This window comes from Bifidobacterium sp. W8114, from assembly GCF_016101165.1.
Lineage (GTDB): Bacteria > Actinomycetota > Actinomycetes > Actinomycetales > Bifidobacteriaceae > Bombiscardovia > Bombiscardovia asteroides.
In genome coordinates this window covers 380,605-400,570 of record NZ_JACFRA010000002.1, presented here as the reverse complement: position 1 = coordinate 400,570, position 19,966 = coordinate 380,605, and the positions used below count along the sequence as shown (strand labels likewise).

Annotated in this window: 10 protein-coding genes; 9 read left to right on the top strand and 1 reads right to left on the bottom strand. The window is 57.2% G+C overall.

All coding sequences use genetic code 11. The annotated features are described in order from the left end of the window. From H3T89_RS04410 to H3T89_RS04395, 4 genes are all read left to right on the top strand, one after another. Positions 1-825, top strand: coding sequence for an ABC transporter permease (locus H3T89_RS04410; protein ID WP_198216320.1), 825 nt, complete (start codon positions 1-3; stop codon positions 823-825). A 130-nt stretch (positions 826-955) separates the two neighbouring features. Then, positions 956-1,687, top strand: a complete 732-nt coding sequence (locus H3T89_RS04405) for a response regulator transcription factor (RefSeq protein ID WP_198216319.1) — start codon at positions 956-958, stop codon at positions 1,685-1,687. Then, positions 1,675-3,183: a sensor histidine kinase gene (locus H3T89_RS04400; protein ID WP_198216318.1), complete on the top strand. Its 1,509-nt coding sequence runs from the start codon at positions 1,675-1,677 to the stop codon at positions 3,181-3,183. The genes H3T89_RS04405 and H3T89_RS04400 overlap by 13 nt, the downstream gene beginning before the upstream one ends. Positions 3,184-3,397: 214 nt before the next feature. Continuing rightward, on the top strand, positions 3,398-4,930 hold the full coding sequence (locus H3T89_RS04395; RefSeq protein WP_198216317.1) for an ATP-binding protein: 1,533 nt from the start codon (positions 3,398-3,400) through the stop codon (positions 4,928-4,930). Between the two features lie 81 nt (positions 4,931-5,011). On the opposite strand, the gene H3T89_RS04390 is transcribed toward H3T89_RS04395, so the two are convergent. After that, a complete protein-coding gene (locus tag H3T89_RS04390; protein ID WP_198203178.1) occupies positions 5,012-6,064 on the bottom strand; it encodes a LacI family DNA-binding transcriptional regulator in 1,053 nt (350 codons plus the stop codon). A 243-nt stretch (positions 6,065-6,307) separates the two neighbouring features. On the opposite strand from H3T89_RS04390, the gene H3T89_RS04385 reads away from it, so the two are divergent. The 5 genes from H3T89_RS04385 (at position 6,308) to H3T89_RS04365 (ending at position 19,105) form a co-directional block, all read left to right on the top strand. Beyond that, complete coding sequence (locus H3T89_RS04385) at positions 6,308-7,606, top strand: MFS transporter (RefSeq protein WP_198216316.1); 1,299 nt, start codon at positions 6,308-6,310, stop codon at positions 7,604-7,606. A 32-nt stretch (positions 7,607-7,638) separates the two neighbouring features. Further along, a complete protein-coding gene (locus tag H3T89_RS04380; RefSeq protein WP_198216315.1) occupies positions 7,639-10,305 on the top strand; it encodes an alpha-L-rhamnosidase in 2,667 nt (888 codons plus the stop codon). 186 nt (positions 10,306-10,491) lie between these two features. Continuing rightward, positions 10,492-11,817, top strand: a complete 1,326-nt coding sequence (locus H3T89_RS04375) for an MFS transporter (RefSeq protein WP_198216314.1) — start codon at positions 10,492-10,494, stop codon at positions 11,815-11,817. A gap of 203 nt (positions 11,818-12,020) precedes the next feature. Beyond that, positions 12,021-15,146, top strand: coding sequence for a cation-translocating P-type ATPase (locus H3T89_RS04370; RefSeq protein WP_232348441.1), 3,126 nt, complete (start codon positions 12,021-12,023; stop codon positions 15,144-15,146). A 122-nt stretch (positions 15,147-15,268) separates the two neighbouring features. Then, on the top strand, positions 15,269-19,105 hold the full coding sequence (locus H3T89_RS04365; protein ID WP_198216313.1) for a DEAD/DEAH box helicase: 3,837 nt from the start codon (positions 15,269-15,271) through the stop codon (positions 19,103-19,105). The last annotated feature ends 861 nt before the right edge of the window (positions 19,106-19,966 follow it).

Here is a 19,966-nt window from a genome sequence, read left to right as displayed (position 1 = left end):
ATGGCTGGGATGACAGTCGGCCGGGTCGTGGCCTCGGAAGTCGTGCGTTTGCACGGATCTGTGCTTATCGCCATCCATGTCGTCTGCGGACTGGCGGCCGGCCTCGTCTGTGGCGCCTACTTCGCTGCAGCTCCCTATGATCCTGGTCTGGAGACCGATGCCTTCTTCCAGGTTCTGGGCGCCTTCATGCCCCTGATGGCCGCTATCGTTGTTGCCATAAACATTGAGACTGAGCGGGAGGCCGGCGACATGGCCAATCTTCTGGGGATCCCCAGCCGCCGTCTGGGTCTGGCAGCCAAGGTCCTGGTGCTCTGGTTGCTGGGTCTGCTGGCTCTTGCCTTAGCGGCTTTAGCATACTGCCTATCCGTGGCTTTGGCAGGCGGAGCGGGTGCACCAATCACGGCCGTCGCGCTCGCCACCCTGGGGATGGCCGGTGGTTCCCTCTGCCTCTACCTTTTCTCCATCGCTCTGGCCCTGCGCTTTGGCAGAAACACGACCATCGCCATTGGGGTCCTTGGCACGGGGATATCCATCAGTTCCCTTGGCGGCCTTTTCAATGGTCTATACGGCCGTACTTTATCCGGTGTCGAGAGCACTCCTGGGATCAGCCAGTGGATACCCTTCACCTGGCCTACCAGGTTCGGCTCCCTGGGAATCGAACAGGCTCTGGCCTTGACCATGCCGGGAGGGAAGGGTCTGCGTGCTTCAATTGGCGTGACGGCTGTGGACAATCTGGTCCCCTGCCTGGTCCTCACTCTGACCTTGGGCCTGGCCCTCCTGCTTTGGATCGGCAGGTTCGAGGATCGGCGCAAGGTCAGCGATTAGACTGGATTGCAGGGCATCCGGTCCGTGAGAAATCTGTTCTAGGAATCAGGCTTGCAAGACACCTGGTCCACAGGCGTTCATTCTCGAAAGCGGGTGGGCTGAGTCTGCAAGCGCAGAAAAGGAGCCAATCGTGGCTGACGTGCACGCCGAAGGTTCCCCCGGGAGCAATCGGCATCGGGCATCCATCCTGGTGGTGGACGACGATACAAGGATCACGACCCTGCTGATGGCTGCCCTGTCCAAGGACGGCTATGCCGTGACTGTGGTCAACGAGTCGCGGAAGGTCGTAAGCATGGACCTGTCTTCGGTCGATCTGATCCTTTGCGATGTCATGATGCCACACTTGGACGGCTTTGCCCTTTTAACTTCCATCAGAGACCGGGTATCCTGCCAGATCATCTTCCTGACGGCCAAGACCGATGAGGATAGCGCGGTCCTGGCCTACGGCCTGGGCGCCGACGACTACATACGCAAGCCTTTCGGTATCGCCGAACTCCGAGCCAAGGTCAGAGCGCGGCTGTCCCAGGGCAGTCGGCGCGGGCGTCCCCTCCTGCATTTTGGCTCCTTGGAAATGGACCTTCAGGCGCGGCAGATCAGGGTGGACGGGCGCAACGCCAATCTGACGGATGCGGAATACCGCATATGCGCTTTGCTGGCAGAGCATCCAGGGAGGGCCTACGCGCCCATGCAGATATGGGAGGCCTGCCTGGCTGCAGAGGATGATCCGGCCTCCGATGATACGGACAGCGATGCCACGGCTGCGGTCAGAGTGCATCTGAGCAATGCCCGGCGCAAACTCAAGGTTCTGGGGGTGGACCCCATCAGGACCATCTGGTCGGTGGGTTACCAATGGGTGGCCTGACCGACGGCGTGCCCGAATCGCCGATGGAACAGAGCCTCGACGACGAGGGCCAGCCAAGCCGCAAGGGAATGCCCATCGTTCTGCTGATCATCAGGTACTTTCTCTACGTGCTGCTGATTCTGGCTCTGCTGTTCGCAGGCATTTATATGGTCTGGATAAACCTGGGGGCCAGGGGTGACTTCTTCTGGGCCAACTATGGCGAGCAGCATCTGGAGGAGGTCGGGCAATCCATCGGCCGTTCGACTACTGTAGACGAATCCGTGATTCCCGCCGCCTATTGGTACCGAACCTATGATCATCAGGGGCGTCCTAAAGGGGGAGATATGAGGGGCGGCATGGCCAGCGAGGCCGACCAGCTGGCGACCGACCACTTGGAGCACAGGGCATCTAAGCCATCGGAAGAGCAGACAAAGAAGACGGGACGGCCCCTTGCCACTCGTGAAAAGCCGGATGCGACCTACGTCGTCTATGCCACAGCCGATGGGCGGCCATGCGTCCTGGCCTATCGGGTTCAGCCGCAGTGGGCATCGAGGCAGACCCGGGATCGCTATCCCAATCCTCAGAATCTTCTGCTGGCATCTTACGGGGTTGCTTTGCTGCTCACCCTCTTCTTGGTCGGATTGCGGGCGGCCCATGTCATATCATCCAAGCTCAAGGTCTTCAACCAGGTGGCTGACGATATAGGGCGGCAGGATCTGGATGCCTCACTGCCCCGTAGCAACGTGCTGGAGATCAACCGGGTGCTGGGGTCCTTCGACAGGATGCGCGTCACGTTGAGGGAATCGCTGGAGAAGACCTGGACGGCCCAGGAGTCCCAGCGTCGGCAGGTGGCGGCCCTGGCACATGACCTGAAGACACCGCTGACCATCATGCGAGGCAACGCGGACCTGCTGGGGGAGACTGGACTCAGCCAGGAGCAGCAGTCCTACCTGGACTCCATTGAGGATGCCATCCGCGAGATGGCCGACTATGCCCAAGCCATCAGCCAGGGTTCCGTGGGCACCGCTTCAGAGCGATCCGGGGTTACGACAGTTGCCTTGAGAGATATGGTCGACAACCAGGCCCAGGGGTACCTCAATGCTCGGGGTCTGCGACTCGAGAGGGATGACCGCCTGGGTTCCGATGCCGGACGGGTTTCCGGTAATGATGCTGACCTTGCCAGGGCGATCATGAATATCGTCGCCAACGCGGCTGACTATTCTCCGGACCAAGGCCTGGTGACGCTGACCTGGAGGCTGGAGGATGGCCAGGAGGGCGGGCGCGATTTGGTGGTGGCCGTGCGTGACCAGGGTCCAGGATTCAGCAGCCGGGCTCTAGCCCATGCCACGGAATGGCTCTATCAGGCCGATAGCAGTAGGCACGGCTCCGGCGGCCACCATGGCATCGGCCTGGCTGCAGCGCGGTCGACTGTAGAGAGTGCTGGAGGCCGTCTGACCCTGGCCAATGCAGCAAGTGGCCAGGGCGCAGTAGTCACGGTATCTTTGCCAGTGCAGTGACTGGGGCAGGGTGAATATCGGTTACTACAAACTCCGTGTCCGGTTAAGAATTGCACATTGATAAAGATCCGGAAATAGTGTTGACCATGGGCCGATAATTATAAAAACATCAATTTTTTAGTAATCATTTTAGTAATTGATTACTAAAGTTTGCCTTTCTTTAGTAAATCTGTATGATAGAGATTACAGAGATTATCAATTTGTAGGGGCCTGTATGCAACAATCAGATGACGCTGAACAAAGCGATCTGTCGCTGGAGGAGGTCGTGCGTTCGATTCAGCGCAAGGGTTGTGAAGGCCAATCGATAGAAGTCAAAGCCGCCAGCCAGGGGACTCCAAAGGTGTATGACTCGCTGTCGTCGTTTTCCAACCAAAACGAAGGCGGCATCATCGTATTCGGGCTGGATGAAAGCCTTGGATTCGAGGTTGTCGGCGTCCATGACGCGCAGGAGCTGGAAAAGGCGGTAACGGCACAGGGCAAAGAGATGTATCCCGAGGTCAGACCGGTCTATAGCGAAAGCCTGATTGACGGCAAGTCCGTGGTGTCGGCTTACGTCAACGGCAAACCCATGGGCGAGAGGCCTGTCTACCGTAAGACAGCAGGCATCAGCGCAGGCAGCTACACCCGGATCGGGGATGCCGATGCCCGCATGACGCTTACGCAGCTGTATGAGATCGAGACTTTCAAGGACGGTCGGCGCGACGATGTATCGGTAGACCCTCAGGCCGATTCCGATATGTTGAACCCAGGAAAACGTCATGATTTCATTAGTCGCGCACAGCGGGAACGCCCGCTCCTGGCCAGAAGGAATGAGGACGAGATCCTGGAGCTATCAGGTGTCTGCCGTCGTGGATCTCCCACTCTTGCAGGTCTGATGACCCTTGGCGAATATCCGCAGCAGGTGTATCCGAACCTCTGCATTACCGCTGTGGTTGTGCCGGGAGCCAAGGCCGGAACTGGTCTTGGGGGAGAGCGGTTCCTTGACAATCAGCGCTTTGAAGGGTCCATCGATCGCATGCTTGCGGATGCCATGGCCTTCGTGCGGCGTAACAGCAGAACCAGAACGGTGATCAGGGATGGGGTGCGCACTGATATTCCCGAGTATCCCGAAACCGCAGTCAGGGAAATCCTGACCAACGCATTGATGCATCGTGACTATGGCCCATACTGCAACGGAACGCCGGTCAGATTGACGCTCTTTGCCGATCGTCTTGAATGCTGGAATCCTGGTGGTGTATATGGCGGTCAGAGCATCAACGACTTGGGCTTTGCCAATAGTCAGACCAGGAACCCTACTCTGGTCAGTCTGCTGGAGATTGAGGGGATTGCGGAGAATCGGCACTCAGGGATTCCGGCTATCCGTGAGGAGGCCAAACAGTATGGATATAAGCCTGTAGAGTTTCAGGATCGGCAGGCTTCCTTCACTGTGCGCTTCTACTCTGTGCCGGAGCGTGCTGGTGCGGCGGAAGCAAACGTTCCTTGGTCCGGAACCGCAGTATCAGATCCTGCGAAGAAGAGCATTGGAATACGAGACAGGATTCTCGATTTCTGCAAGGAGCCCCAATCGCTCGAGAGTGTTGCGCATGCGCTGGGGTTAGGCAAGTACTACGTCCGCAGGCGGTACATCGAGCCGCTGCTCGTAGAAAACGCACTCTCCATGACGCTTCCCGATAGACCCCGGAGCAAGTACCAACGATATGTGGCCAATGATTCCTTCTCTGAAGTGTCTTCGGGGAAGCAGCCGTGAATGGCATACCGTAAGGGCAGGCATTGCCGGGCGGCCATGATGAAGCAGGGTCATAACATGGTGAATGTCTTTTCCTCGAGATTATGCCGCCCGGCTTGAATCCCGCTCCACCAGAATCGGTTCAATCAATACAGAGCCGTGTACATGCCGGGAGTTGCTGAACTCGTCCATCAAGAGGGCTGCGGCCTTGCGGCCCATGTCGACGCCGGGCGCAGCGACGACTGACAAGGGGACCTTGGGATAGTTGCCCGTGCGGGCACCTTCGGTGCCGATGATTTTGATGTCGTCGGGTACGCGATATCTGTGCTTCTCCTGCAGGGCATTGATGATTCCCACCCCGAGCACATCGGTGCCGGCAATGATGCCGTCAGGGACTGTCGTAGGCGGGAGCTGGCTGATCTCGCAGCCGACCTCATAGCCGTCTTCTATCATGATTCCGTGTGAGTCGATGATTGACAACTTGGCCTGGGACTGCTCTCGCATGGCCCGCTGAACCCCCGTATAGCGGTCGTATATGGACTGATAGTCGAAGGAGTGGGATACGAAGGCGATGTGTTGGCATCCAGCTTCCAGCAAATGCCTGGTCGCCATCTGCCCTACGGCGAGGTTGTTCTCCAGGACGCTGCAGTTTTTGGTTTTGCTGCTGGGCTCCACATGATCGACCAGCACTACGGGCAGCTTGACCGAGGCCGCCCACTCCAAGTCAGCGGTGCAGTCCACTACGCTGCAGAGAATAACCCCCTTGACGCCCAGTGAGTAGAAGAGCTTGAGCAGGCTGGTCTGGCGTTTCGAATCGGAATAAGCATTGGTACCTATCAGCTGCATGTCCTTGTCTTCGCAGATTTCCTGGGCCCCCTCGAATACGGAGGTGAACAGGGAATGCTCGATGTCGGTCATGATGATGCCGATGGTGGACTGTCCGGTCAGGGCCGCGGCTCCGCGAGCTGGGCGGGGCACATAGCCGAGTTCGTCTATTGCTGCGCTGATGCGTTCTTTCAGAGTCTGCGAGACGCGGTCAGGGTAGTTCAGATAATTGGAGACAGTGCCCAGCGAGACTCCGGCTTTCTGGGCGATGTCTGCAACGCCGACCTTGCCTCTGCCTGCCGGGACGGCTGCGTCTTGTACGGACGACATTGTGTCGGATTCCTTCCTGCTGACCGTGATTATCGCATAAAACCAGCCTAACGCTTACCTGCCGGTAGCGCCGGGCTTTGTTTGGAGGCAAGGATTGAAATTTTCAAAAAGCGAGTTAGTATTAATCCATGACAAGGCATTCTCTCGCCTTATATATGGAATGAAAAATAAAAAATGACCAGTGCTGGGCTTCGATATGCAAGGTCGCGCCCGGCGCTCGCCTCAATGACAGAGGAGAAAAATATGGCAGACAGCACTTCTGTGGTGGACAAGGGGCTGGGAGGCTACGGCTCCCTGGCTGTTGCCGCCGGCATCGGGTCCATGCTGGGATCAGGCATCATTGTGGGCCTCTCATCGACCATCACAGTCTGGCAGCAGGGTTTCGGGCTGAGCAATGGACAGGTGGGGGTCCTGTCGGGTGCCTTGACCTTCGCCATCGCTTTCGGGTCCCTCTTCGGAGGTCGCATCGCTGACGCTGTGGGCAGGGTCCGCTTTTTCAATTGGATCAATCTGCTCTATGCGGTGGGGGCCGCCATCGTCGTATTCTCCGGCTCCTATGCCATGCTTCTGGTCGGAGTGGTCATTGCAGGCGTGGCCTCAGGCGCGGATCTGCCGGTGTCGATGACCGTCGTCTCTCATGATGCTCCCAATGATTCGCTGGCGGCCCGTCTGGTATCCACCACCCAGGTCTACTGGCAGGTTGGCGTGTTCATCTCCTTCATCTGCGCTTTCCTGGTTTCCAGGATGCAGGGGGCTGCAGGAGGCCGTGTGGTTTTTGTCATTCTGGCTGTTTTTGCAGTGATCGCCTGGCTCTGGCGCACATGCTCGCCCACCTTCCGTGCCTTCCATGAGGCTGCTGACCGTCGTGATGCAGCCGAGCCCGGGGTTGAGACCGGGGCAAAGGTTTCGGTGATCAAGGTGATGATGGGCGCGGACAAGAAGATGTATCTGAGCTTCTTCGCTGCAATCCTGATCTTCTATGTGGGCTGGAATCTGCTGGCCAACACCTGGGGTCAGTTCCAGACTTTCATGCTGGTCAATGCCCATGCCTCCCAGACTCTGGCCACCGGTATGGGCATCATCCTCAACTTCGTGACTCTGATCCTCAACATCGTCTTCGCTTCGATCGCCGGGGGTAAATACCGCAACAAGGCCTTCGTAGCAGGCATCATCATCACCTTCATCGCCATGGTCGCCCTTTCCCTTGGCGGCACCAACCTGTGGGTAATCGTCGGCGCCACCGCCTTCATGAATCTGGGTAGCCCTCTGGCCGGTGAAGCCCTCTACAAGGTCTGGACCCAGGAATCCTTCCCCATTGAGATCCGTGCCTCCATCCAGGGCTTCATCAACGGATTCTCCCGTCTGTGCTGTGGCCTCTTCGCCCTGGTTACACCTGCCTTGGTCGTTCCTTCGACCATTCGAACCACCATGTGGGGCTTCGCAGTGGTGGTGATCATCGAGGCCATCGCCGGAACCATCATGATCAGGCTCCAGGCGCGGTATGGCACCGATGAGGAACGCCGGGAACGGTCCAAGCGGTAACGCCCGCATACAAGACAAGGAGGTCAAGTTATATGAAGACGGATCAGGCAATCGTCATCGGCGCCCCTGAGGTGGAGCACTACCACGGTGACGTGCTGGGAATCGGCAGCCACAGACCCAGGCTCTCCTGGACATACTCGGACCAGCCGCCCCAGGGGGCGAAAGTGGTGGTCAAGTTGACCAGGCTGATGCCGGGCGGCGATCCTGTACAGCAGGAGGCCAAGGTCGACGCAGGCGACAATGTTCTCCTGGCCTGGCCATTTGAGCCCCTGCGTTCGCGGGAGCGGGCCCTTGTGGTTCTTGCCATGCTCAGTGCCGACGGGGTCCCTCTCGGAGCACCGTCACCGGAGCGCCGCTTTGATGTCGGGTTGGATGTGACCGACCGCATCGCTGACTTCGTCGGTCCCTCCTGGCCAGAGGCCGAGACGGACCATCGTCATCTGCCCCTGGTGCGAGCGGAGTTCGCGCTGCCTGCAGCGCCCAGGTCCGCCAGGCTTTATCTGTCGGCGCTGGGGCTGGTCCAGGCTGAAATCAACGGCGCTCGGGTCGGATCCGACGAGCTTACGCCGGGCTGGACCGTTTATGGCCGCCGACTGGAGTGCTGGACCTACGACGTGACCGAGCAGCTGTCGCAGGGTGCCAATGCCATGGGCTTCTGGCTGGGCGACGGCTGGTACCGTGGCCGGTTGGGTTTCGACGGCGGCATGGCAAACTTCTATGGCGACAGGATAGGAGTGTTCGCCCAGTTGGAGGTGGAGGGCGAGGACGGCTCGATCACCCACATCTACTCCAACTCCTGGGACCGCACTTGGAAGACCGCTCTGGGACCGATCGTGTGCTCGGACCTCTATGAGGGAGAGACCTATGACGCCAGGTTGGAGGAACCGGGCTGGTCCAGTCCGGGTTTCGATGACTCGGCATGGCGGCCAGTGGCTGAGGTTCCTTATGATCCGGCCAAGATTGAGAATCCGGAGCTCCAGTCCGTACGCATGCAGGGGCGGAACCAGCCGGTGTCCATTACCCGTACAGGAGGGTCGGGGAAGTCCTCCTCCTGGCTGATCGACTTCGGTCAGAACTGCAGTCAGCGGATGCGCTTGCACATGCATGGGTTGGCAGAGGGTGCTCAGATCTCCATCCGCCATGCCGAGGTGCTGGAGAAGGACGGCACCCTGGCCACACGGACCCTGCGCCGAGGGCAGGAGCATGATCAGTACATATCGAATGGCCAGGATGCCTGGTGGGAGCCACGCTTCGCCATGCATGCCTTCCGCTATGCCAGCATTGAGGGCTGGCCCGGAGAGCTGACCACCGAGGACATCGACTGCCGGGTCTACCACTCCACCATGGAGCGGACCGGGTGGTTCGACAGTTCCAACCCCCTTCTGAACCAGCTCCACAGCAACGTCCTATGGTCCATGCGTTCCAATTTCCTCTCCATACCAACCGACTGCCCTCAGCGGGACGAGCGCATGGGGTGGACCGGAGACATCGACCTTTTCGCGCCGACGGCCGCTTACCTGTACGATGTTCAGGCCTTCCTCTCTTCCTGGCTGAAGGATGTGCGCATCGAGCAGGAAGCTCATGGAACCATACCGTTCTTCGTGCCCTTTGTGCCGCTGGGCGTCTGGGCCAAGCCGACGGCTATCGCCATCTGGGGAGATGCGGCCGTAGCGGTCCCTTGGACCCTCTATATGGAGGGCGGGGACCGGCGTGTTCTGGATGAATCCTGGGACTTGGTGCGGGGATGGATAGACGAGGTGCGCGCCTACCTGTCGCCGGACGGAGTCTGGGATCGTCGGCCGGACTATGTGTTGGGTCAACTTGGAGACTGGCTGGATCCCACCGCTCCGCCCGATGATCCTGCCCAGGCTATGACACAGAAGGAGCTGGTGGCCACTGCCTACTTCGCCCGTTCGGTTGACTATGCCTCCCGCATTGCCCAGGCTCTGGGGAAGCAGACGGAAGCAGCGGATTACTGCTCCTTGCATGAGCGGATGGTTGCCGGCTATCGGAACCGGTTTGTGGCCGGCGATGGCCCAGACATGCGCATGACCTCCGATACTCAGTGCGCCTATGCGATTTCGATTGCTTTCGGGTTGTTCGATGCCGAGCCTGGACTCAAGCAGGCTGCCGGCCAACGGCTGGCGGAACTGGTGCGCGAATCAGGCGGCAAGGTCTCCACTGGTTTCGCCGGCACCCCATTCGTCCTGCCAGCTTTGAGCGAGACCGGGCATGATGCTGAGGCATACTCCCTATTGCTGTCGACCGAGTGCCCCTCCTGGCTCTACCAAGTGAAGATGGGAGCGACGACCACTTGGGAGCGCTGGGATTCCATGCAGCCTGACGGGTCCATCAACCCGGGCGGCATGACCTCCTTCAACCACTATGCCCTGGGGTCTGTGGCCGAGTGGATGCACGAGCGAATCGGCGGTTTAAGAGCTCTCGCACCAGGGTGGAGCCTTTTCGAGGTCGATCCTCGAATCGGTGGCGGGTTGACGAAAGCCTCGACACGCCATCTGACGCCACATGGCATGGCTGAATCGTCCTGGCGGCTCGAAGAAGATGGCCGGGTCAGGCTTCGTCTGGTCGTCCCTGCCGGTTCCGTGGCGCGGGTGCTGATTGGTTCCCCTGCAGCCCCTGGCAAGCGATCCAGCAAGGATTACCCTGCAGGAACCTACGATCTGGTGGTTGAACGCTGACTGCTGCTGGGCCGACCAGGTCCTGACTGTTTGGACCTGGTCGGCCCAGAAAGCTATGCATGACGCATTCTGTCGTGGCTGATCCTCGTAGAAGCTGAGCGAAAGGTCACGGCTGCAGGCCTGCGGAAGAGCAAAGAAGCTCGGATTGAGCATGGTGCTCCCCTGTAAAGGATCGGAGTGTATGAAATGGCTGATACGGTTGAGCAAGACCAAAAGACGGCACCCTCGTCGGATGCATTTGCGCCGGATACGGGTCGTCCTCTGACACGAGCGGAGAAAATCCGCTTCGGCGTAGGCTTCTGCCTGTTTTCAGTACTGTGGATGACCGCCGGCACCTCCGGCTCCCAGGTCCTCCTGCCACAGCGGTTCACGGATCTTGGCATCGGCGTTCCCGAGGCCATACTGGGCACGATGAATTCAGTCGGATGCGTATTCGCTCTGGTGTCCAATGTGATCTTCGGCGCCCTGTCGGATATGTCGCACTCGAGGCTGGGCAAGCGCACACCCTGGGTTGTGGCCGGCGGAATTGTCACTGCGCTGGGCTATCTCTATACGGCACAGGCAGTGACTATTCCTACCATCGTGGCCGGCTGGTGCCTGGTGCAGGTGGGCGTCAACATGATGATTGCTCCGGCTGTTGCGGTGCTCTCGGACCGGATACCCGAGTCCACTCGCGGTACTTTCTCTGCCTTCTATGGAGGCGGCAGCATCGTAGGGCAGTCCCTAGGCACCCTGATAGGAGCCCGATTCATTGGTCACATGCAGGTGGGCTTCGTCCTCGGTATCTGCCTGTTTGCGGTCACCGGCATTCTCACCGTCATCATTTGGCCGCGTGAGCATTCCGCTGTTGAAAGTGCCGCAGCAACGGCTGCGCATAATGGAAAGGGTAACCAGAAGCAAGGGCTTTGGCACCGGCTGCGGGTCTCCTTCACTCCGCCGACCAAGGGGAGTCGTGACTTCTACCTGGCTCTCGGTGGCAGGCTCTTTATGATGATAGGTTCGTCGATGGTCGCTACTTATCAGCTTTACATTCTGCAAAAGTATTGCGGGCTTTCAGTGGCGGAGTCGGCCAGTACAATTTCCACGATGTCCGTCATCTCAATGGTAGTCACTTTCTTTGCTTCAATAATCTCCGGTCCCATCTCGGACAAGCTGCGCCGTCGCAAGGCCATTGTGGTGGTCAGCTCCTGCATCCTGGCCCTGGGCATCGCCCTGCCTTGGGTGTTCCCGACAGCAGTGGGCATGATGTGCTACGCGGGCATCGCCGGCCTGGGCAATGGCATCTATACCTCGGTAGACCAGGCCCTCAATGTTGATGTGCTGCCGAACAAGAACGAAGCCGGCAAGGATCTAGGCATCCTGAACCTGGCCAATACCCTGGGACAGATCATCGCCCCGGTACTGGTCTCGGTCCTAGTGATCCGTGCAGGGTATATGTTCATATTTCCCGTTGCTATTGTCATGGTGCTGGTCGGGGCTGCGGTCATCATGCTGATCCGTTCGGTCAGGTAGGTTCGTCTGTCTTAGGGCGTATGGGCATGGAAAGTCGGCTGATACGCCCTGAAGCAAAGGACTTGACGAGCATAGCCTGATTTATGTATATTCTTGGTTCAACTTGGTAAACATCCACGCAGCGTTTTGGTTTGGCCGCCTCTGATTTCTTTCAACAGGCCCTCGAAGCGTTGACTACTCCGTGGCATAAGCAGGAGAGTGGCATGACTGGGTTGACCAGCGACTCCAAGCATGAACAATCAACAGATACCGGCGTGATTCCGGCCGCGGGGCAGAGCTCTGAGCAGAGGCTTGCTGCGAATGACCCCGTCCTCAAGGACCCTTCTACAGTAGATGTCGATCAGGTTGCCTTTGCCCTGAACGTGGATCCCAACCAGGGTCTGGCCGAGGCCGAAGCAGCTCGCCGACTGAAACTATTCGGCCCCAACGAGCTTGCTGGGGCGCCTCCCGTTCCCGCGTGGAGGAAGTTCCTCCAACAATTCAAGGATCCCCTGGTCTATCTGCTCTTGGTAGCCACAGCCATTTCGTTGGTGGCATGGGTGGTGGAGCGCTCGCACCCGGCATCGGGAGGTGGCGAACTTCTGCCCTTCGATGCCATCGTCATTATGATCATCCTCATTCTTAACGCTGCACTGGGATATGCCCAGGAGGCCAAGGCCGAGCGGGCGGTTGACGCTCTGGCGAGCATGACGGCCCCGCGTGCCTCGGTTCTGCGCGACGGTCAGGTGGTCAGCCTGGAGACCAGCAGGATCGTCCCCGGCGATGTAGTGGTCCTGGCTGAGGGCGATTCGGTCGGCGCTGACGGAAGACTGTTCCAGGCTGCGGGCCTGCGTGTGGCCGAGGCATCGCTGACCGGCGAATCATTGCCGGTGGGCAAGCGGCCGGGTCGGCTTGACCGGCCCGAGGCTTTGGGCGACAGGGCCAACATGGTCTTCAACGGCACTGCGGTGACCCAGGGCACCGGTCGCATGATCGTCACCTCCACCGGCATGGATACCCAGGTAGGGAAAATCGCCGGCATGCTGGCTGACACCCAGGAGGAGCCTACGCCTCTGCAAAAGGAGATGGCCAGGGTCTCCAAGCTTCTCGGCCTGGCTGTCTGTCTGATTGCGGTCCTGGTTCTGGCTGCTCTGGCCATGATGGAGGGCTTTCACACAACCCAGGACCTGATTGATTCCCTGCTTATGGCTGTCTCCCTGGCCGTGGCCGCCGTACCGGAGGGGCTGACGGCCATCCTGACCGTGGTTCTCGCCCTGGGTGTGCAGCGCATGGCCAAGCATCATGCCATCGTCAAGAAGCTCAGCTCGGTTGAGACGCTGGGCTCGGCATCGGTCATCTGCTCCGACAAGACGGGGACACTGACCCGCAATGAGATGACCGTTGAGCGGGTGGTCGTCCCCTCGGGACAGGTCCGGATCACTGGCACCGGGTACGCCCCGGAGGGAACCATGCAGCAGATCGAGGCCGGAGGTTCCGACGACCAGCTGGACACCATAGATTCGTCATTGGCCAGTGCGGTTGCAGAGACCCTGATGGTCGGGACTATTGCCAACGACGGAGACCTTCATTGGCAGGTGGACGAGGCCGAACCTGATTCCCAGGCCCGGTCCGGATCCGGGCAGGGTCACTGGCAGATCGTCGGCGATCCCACGGAGGTTTCGCTGATTGTTGCCGCTTGTAAAGTCGGCGCCGATGCCAAGGCTGATGGTTATCGTCGTCTGGCTGAGATTCCCTTCACATCCGAGCGCAAGCTCATGTCGGTCTTGGCCGCCCCGAATGATGGCGGCGAAGGGCGGTCGCGGCTCTTCTGCAAGGGCGCTCCCGACGTGCTGCTTGGCCGGTGCGACCGGATTCTCGAGAGCGGCAAGGTCAGGTCTATGACCAGCGCCGATCGGGAGAGGATTCTTGCCCGGGTCGGCAGTCTCTCGGCGGATGCCTATAGAACTCTGGGACAGGCTTTCCGGCCTCTATCCGATCAGGAGCTGTCGTCCCTGGCTGAACCCGACGAGGGGGAGGAGCCGTCAAGCACGGTGGGGACGGATCAGACGGACCGGTTGTCTCAGAGGTCTCAGCATGCTCCTGCAATCCGCCTGTCTGCCGACAAGGTGATCCAGGAAAGCCCCCAACTGGAGAGCAATCTGATCTGGACGGGCATGGTCGGCATCATCGACCCGCCCCGCACTGAGGTCCGTCATGCGGTGGATCAGGCTCACAAGGCCGGCATCAGAACGATCATGATCACCGGCGACCATCCGCTCACCGCGGCCAGAATCGCGGGGGACCTGGGCATCATCAAGCCTGGCCAGCCCGCCTGCACCGGCGAGCAGCTGGATGCCATGGACTCGGACCAGCTTCGGGAGACCACCTCCAAGGTCTCCGTCTACGCCCGCGTGGCACCCGAGCACAAGCTGAAGATCGTCGAATCGCTCCAGGACCAGGGCAAGGTCGTGGCCATGACCGGCGACGGCGTCAACGATGCCCCTGCTGTCAAGACCGCAGACATCGGCGTGGCCATGGGCATCACCGGGACCGAGGTCACCAAGGAATCGGCCAAGATGATCCTGGCTGACGACAATTTCGCCACCATCGTCCAGGCCGTGCGAGAGGGCCGGGGCATCTTCGACAACATCCGCAAGTTCCTGCGCTACCTGCTCAGCTCCAACATGGGCGAGGTCTTCACGGTCTTCGGCGGCGTGGTCTTTGCGGGGCTTCTGGGCATATCGCAGCCCGGCATGGCGGGCGTGACCGTGCCGCTGCTGGCCACCCAGCTGCTCTGGATCAACCTGCTGACCGATGCGGCCCCCGCGCTGGCGATGGGTGTGGACCCGCAGACCGACGATCTGATGGATCGCCCGCCCCGTTCCGTCAACGACCGGGTGATCGACCGGGACATGTGGGTTGACATCATCTACATTGGCCTGGTCATGGCTGCGGTGACCCTGATCGGCATGGATATGCACCTAAGCGGCGGCCTCTTCACCGACAGGTCCGTCCAGGCGATCGGCCACGAGGCACAGATCAGGGAGGCGCGGACCATGGGCTTCACCATCCTGGTATTCGCCCAGCTCTTCAACGCCCTGGCCTCCCGCTCCTCCCGCAAGTCGGCCTTCCAGGGGCTCTTCAGCAATCCCTGGCTCTGGGGCGCCATAGGCGTCTCCATAATGCTGCAGCTCCTGGTGATCTACGTGCCCTTCCTGGGCGAGGCCTTCGGCACCGTCCCCCTCCAACCCCAAGCATGGCTGGAGTGCATCGCCCTGGCCTCCCTGGTCCTCGTCGCCTCGGAACTACGCAAACTGTTCAACTGGGCAGTCAGGCGGATACGGGCATGATCGTTTCTTCCTGATGCGGTGATTGGTCTGGACGTTGCCGCATCGGGATTGTCTCCCATGGTCTCAGTTGAGGCTTGAGCCTGTGCCTGCATCTGTCCCCGCTTATCCGCATACTGGCAAATATGGGGAACGATGAGCAACAGCATGCAATGGATGTTTTGTCATATTGGTGCGCAGTTGAACTGTTCTCGCCACAAAATTGGAGGGATAACCAGCTCATTGCTTTATCCTCCTCCCACAATGGCAGCAACGGAGTAAGCGTTTCTGAACAGGAGCGACTTCCATGGGATGGCATTCATGCTGATCTTCTCATCGGGCCGGTTGACAATGAGCGTCGTTCGTATACAAACCTCTATAACGACCTGCAGAGCAGGAAAATATACCGGCTGCAGACAGACATGAACGCCCGGCTGACCAAACCCTTCTCATTCGCAGAGGATACCGAGAGCTGGTTACGATCCCAGGCGTTCAAATCGGGACTCGACGAACAGGCTATAACTGGTCTTCTTGAAGAAACAAATCAGCTATGGCGTGCAATAGTGGATCAGCCCGACCCTCTGCCGGTAGGTAGCAAGCTGACGGATTCCATGGTTTTGTGTCTTCTGAGGGTAGTGAGAGAGCTGGCAATAAAAGTCCGGTGGCACGGCGTAGCCTGCGCTGTTTACTGTAAGGACTATGACCCCCGGTTTGTCTCTTCCCCTGTCCTGCGGGCGGTGAAGCTGAAACGGAACCGGAAAACATTAGAGACGTATATAGATTGCCCGTGGCTTCATCATGAACGTTTCCGAATAGCTGTCGGACTCCGCCAGAATGTGGTCACGAATGCGTTAATGACTGCAGCTAGGCTTGTCCGAAATCTGTCATCTGTAGAAGAGATAGCTCAAAACGAGACAATGCTGGAACTTGCTCATCGCCAGTACAAGCGCGGAGGCGGTCTTGGTGTCATGGCTTCTCTTATGGAGTTTTGCATAGGGGATGACGGCAGATTGGTCTTAGGGTCCTTCGCTATCTCTCAATATGCTAAAGCTGTTTCTTGTTTGTTCAATCATCGAGGTTGGCCTGATTGCCCGACTGGGTGGCCTGATATTACTGAACTCGATGGGGCAGAGAACGAAATCGAATCGTATTTCAACACTTCGGTGTGCAAGGAACTCAAAGATGTACAGGGGCAGATAACGCACGAGAAACGCCCAGTTACCAAAGATGACATAAGAGAGCTTATTCGTGGGACGACAAACTTGATGAGGCTTGACGACCATAGTATAAGTTGTTCGCCTCTTTTCTCCCCGCAAGACGGATCGCCTCTGATGCGCAATTATGTCAATTGCCATTTGGAAGCTAATTCAGAATATCTCAATGGCGGGTTAATCGACTCCTTCTTCTTAGACGATTTGGAAAAGCTCCACAACGACGGACCAAACAATTTTTCTCGTCCAGTCAGGAGTTATCTGTCGATGAGCCATCCTCGACGATTCAATTTAGGTGAGGATTCAAAGGGTCTTCTCGTTGATGGTGCTGTGAAACCTTCCAGTATGCCGATTGGAAGATGGCCTAGTGCTTCCAATCAGTTCCAGTCCGTTGGACAGCAGTTTGCCATTAATCAAATACGTGCAGTTGCAGAAGGAATTTGTGGCTCACCGCTATTGGGTGTCAATGGGCCCCCCGGTACTGGTAAGACTACCCTTTTGAAGGATGTAGTAGCCGAGATTATCGTTGCACGAGCTAAACGATTGGAGAAATTACAGCAGCCTGACGATATTTTCAAACAGCAACGTTATGCCACGAATATTTTCGATCGGCGCAAGAGTTATGAATATTGGACGCTTGATCCGTCGGTGACTGGTTTTGAGATTGTTGTGGCTTCGAGCAACAACAAGGCTGTTGAGAATGTCAGCCAAGATCTGCCTAGAGCCGATGCTATAGACAGTGAGTGGGAATCCTATATCGAGAACATGTGGAAACAGGCACCTCGTGGGTTCGACTTCCGGGACACTGCTACATTAATCCTCAATAGTCAGGATAAGCATAATGGGAGTAAACTCTCCAATGCCCACTCAACCTGGGCTCTGATATCTGCAGTTTTGGGTAATAGGCGCAATAAAAAGCGCTTCTTGGGCTCTTTCAAGGATGAGTTTGTATATAATTTTTTGAAGAATTTATCTACAACGACAAGTGTAATTGACGGATGGGAAGAAGCCAAAAGAGGATTCAATGATGCTCTGAAGAAAGAAGAGTGCATTCGTGCTCAAAAAGTACACGAGTATAACCTAATTCGTTCTTATTCAGACCTGTGTGATCAACGCTCCGCTCTTTCGGCCAAGCTTGATGAATTAAAGATAATGCGGCACGACTTGAAAGTCGAACAGATGCAGTACGAGAGACAGATCATAGCCGTAAAAGAGCGGCTGTCAAAAGCCAAGCAAGCTGCCGATGTTGCATGCGCTGCCCAGGAGCAAGCTGAAACTGCCTATGAGGACCATCTATCATCTTGTCGGACACATCCTTTGAAATATCTTTTCCAAAAAACGAAAGAACAACAACAGGATGAGCGCAAGAAACGCACTACTCTGGAAAAGGCGTGGAAGAAAAGGGGTTATTGCGACGCCGAAGTTGATGCTGCCAGTCAGGAGTTATCTTTTTTGCAAGATAGCCTTGATGATGCGAGACAAGATTCAGAGAATTGCGAAAAACAAGCTACAGACCTGTTCAATCAGCTAACTACGGTAGAAAGGCAAATTGCTGAGGCCAAGCAGATTCAGTGGCCCAGGCCCGATATTGGCGATGACCATGTTGCGTGGATGGATCAGGAATGGAGCAAGGCGCGGACGGAGGTCTACATCAAGGCGCTGGCTCTTCATCAGCAAGCCGTCATCGGTGCTGCCCACCAGTTCATGTGCAATCTTTCCCTGGCTTGCGCTGTGATGCAGTCGAATGGTTTTACGGATGACGAGAGGCTGGTGGCTTGGCAGACTTTCTTCCTGGTGATCCCGGTCGTCTCCTCGTCCTTTGCATCAATATCCAGAATGTTTTCGGGGATAGGCAAGGAGGCGCTCGGCTGGGCGATTGTTGATGAGGCTGGACAGGCCCTGCCCCAGGCCGCTGCTGGTCTATTGCAGCGCGTGAAACATGTGGTTGCAGTTGGAGACCCTATGCAGCTCCAACCCGTGGATACCATGCCCAAGCCGATGCGAGAACTCCTGGCGAGCACCCATCATCTCAAGCGTCTGGGACTGGAGTCCGAAAATATGCAGGCCTTGGTTGATTACCAGACGCCTTGTGGCCTTTTGGACGAGACGGATGACCACTGGCTGGGGATGCCTTTGGTGGTCCATCGGCGCTGCGATGAGCCTATGTTCTCCATATGCAACGATATGGCCTACTCCGGCAGGATGGTTCGTGTAGGGCCGGAGCATCAGCCCTGTGCATATCCGTCCGGACCCCATGCGGGCGATGAGCTGCCGGCCTCCTGCTGGTACGATGTGCCGCCGCGATTCGGCGAAGCCGGGAGAGCGCAATGGAGGCCGCAGGAGAGCTACGAACTCCATAAGCGTCTGTGTGGGCTCTTCCAGGGCGGAATCGACCCCACCAATATTCTGGTCATCGCCCCGTTCAGGGCTGTGGCCAACCAGGTGCGTGACACCTTTGCGGATGCCTTGCGGCAATGCACTGGTTGCAACAGCAACGAAGCGAGCCGGCTGGCGTCAAGCCAGGCTGGAACCGTCCACACCTCCCAGGGGCGGGAAGCCGATGTGGTCTTCATCGTTCTTGGCAGCAGAGCCGGCAAGCGTGGAGAAGGCTCTCGTTCATGGGTTAACGGTTCGCCCAACCTGCTCAACGTCGCTGTGTCGCGAGCCAAGCGCCGTGTCTACGTGGTCGGCAGTCTGACTGATTGGAAGAATGGAACCTATACGTCCAGGATCGCCAAGGATCTGCCGGTGGAGGCGAGCATAGAAAACTGAGTGGAGCGGGAAAGGTGCGCTTATGCTTTAACGAACCTTTCTTTTCCTCAGGTTCCTCGTGCAGATACGTCTAGTCCGATTGTCTTGAGAAGGTGAGTAGATATATTATAATAAGGAGTGATGGCATTCGTGATTATACCTATTGCATTGTTAAGCCATCCATCCGTTAATGGCAACTATTCATCTTAACAAATATTTGTAGTAGGCAGAATCTATAGTTTTCTCTTCTCAAGTTTTCTCTTCTCAATTCGGCTCTAAAGAGTCTGGTATAATGCATAACAAAATCATAAAATTTGGTTGGTTTTATCGAAAAACTAAGCCCTGTTTATCTTGACTTCCACAGAGGCCTTTGATTTATGCTATGAGCTGGTGAATACTAAATAAGCTATAAAGTATATTATCTTTGTTTCTTGCAATCCAGCTAATGCTTATCAAGCTAGTTATTGCTGATGCCACGGTGATATATGCGCTTATCATAATTTCATTCACTAAAATTTAAATCTCGCAAGCTCTTTCTGCGGTTATTTTTTAATTTAAACGATAGATTATTTATGTTTATATGCGAACAGCCAACTCGCTATTGATTTGAGTTATAAACAGTATCATCGTAGTTTCCTATATTGTCGTTCATCGCCCGTGGCGCAAGTTACAAGTGAAACAACTTACCCCATTGGTGATTGGTCTAGAAAACCAGTGTAAAAGGTGCTGTGTCAATTCACACTTGTTGATGTAGGGGCGCTATCTGATTTGTATCGACGGCTCCCAGCTTGAATCTGTGGGCGATCAGCTACTAGTTGGAAGGTTAGGCCAGTAGCATGGGCTGTGATATCAAACCCAATATTTCTTTTCGCCAACGAGAAG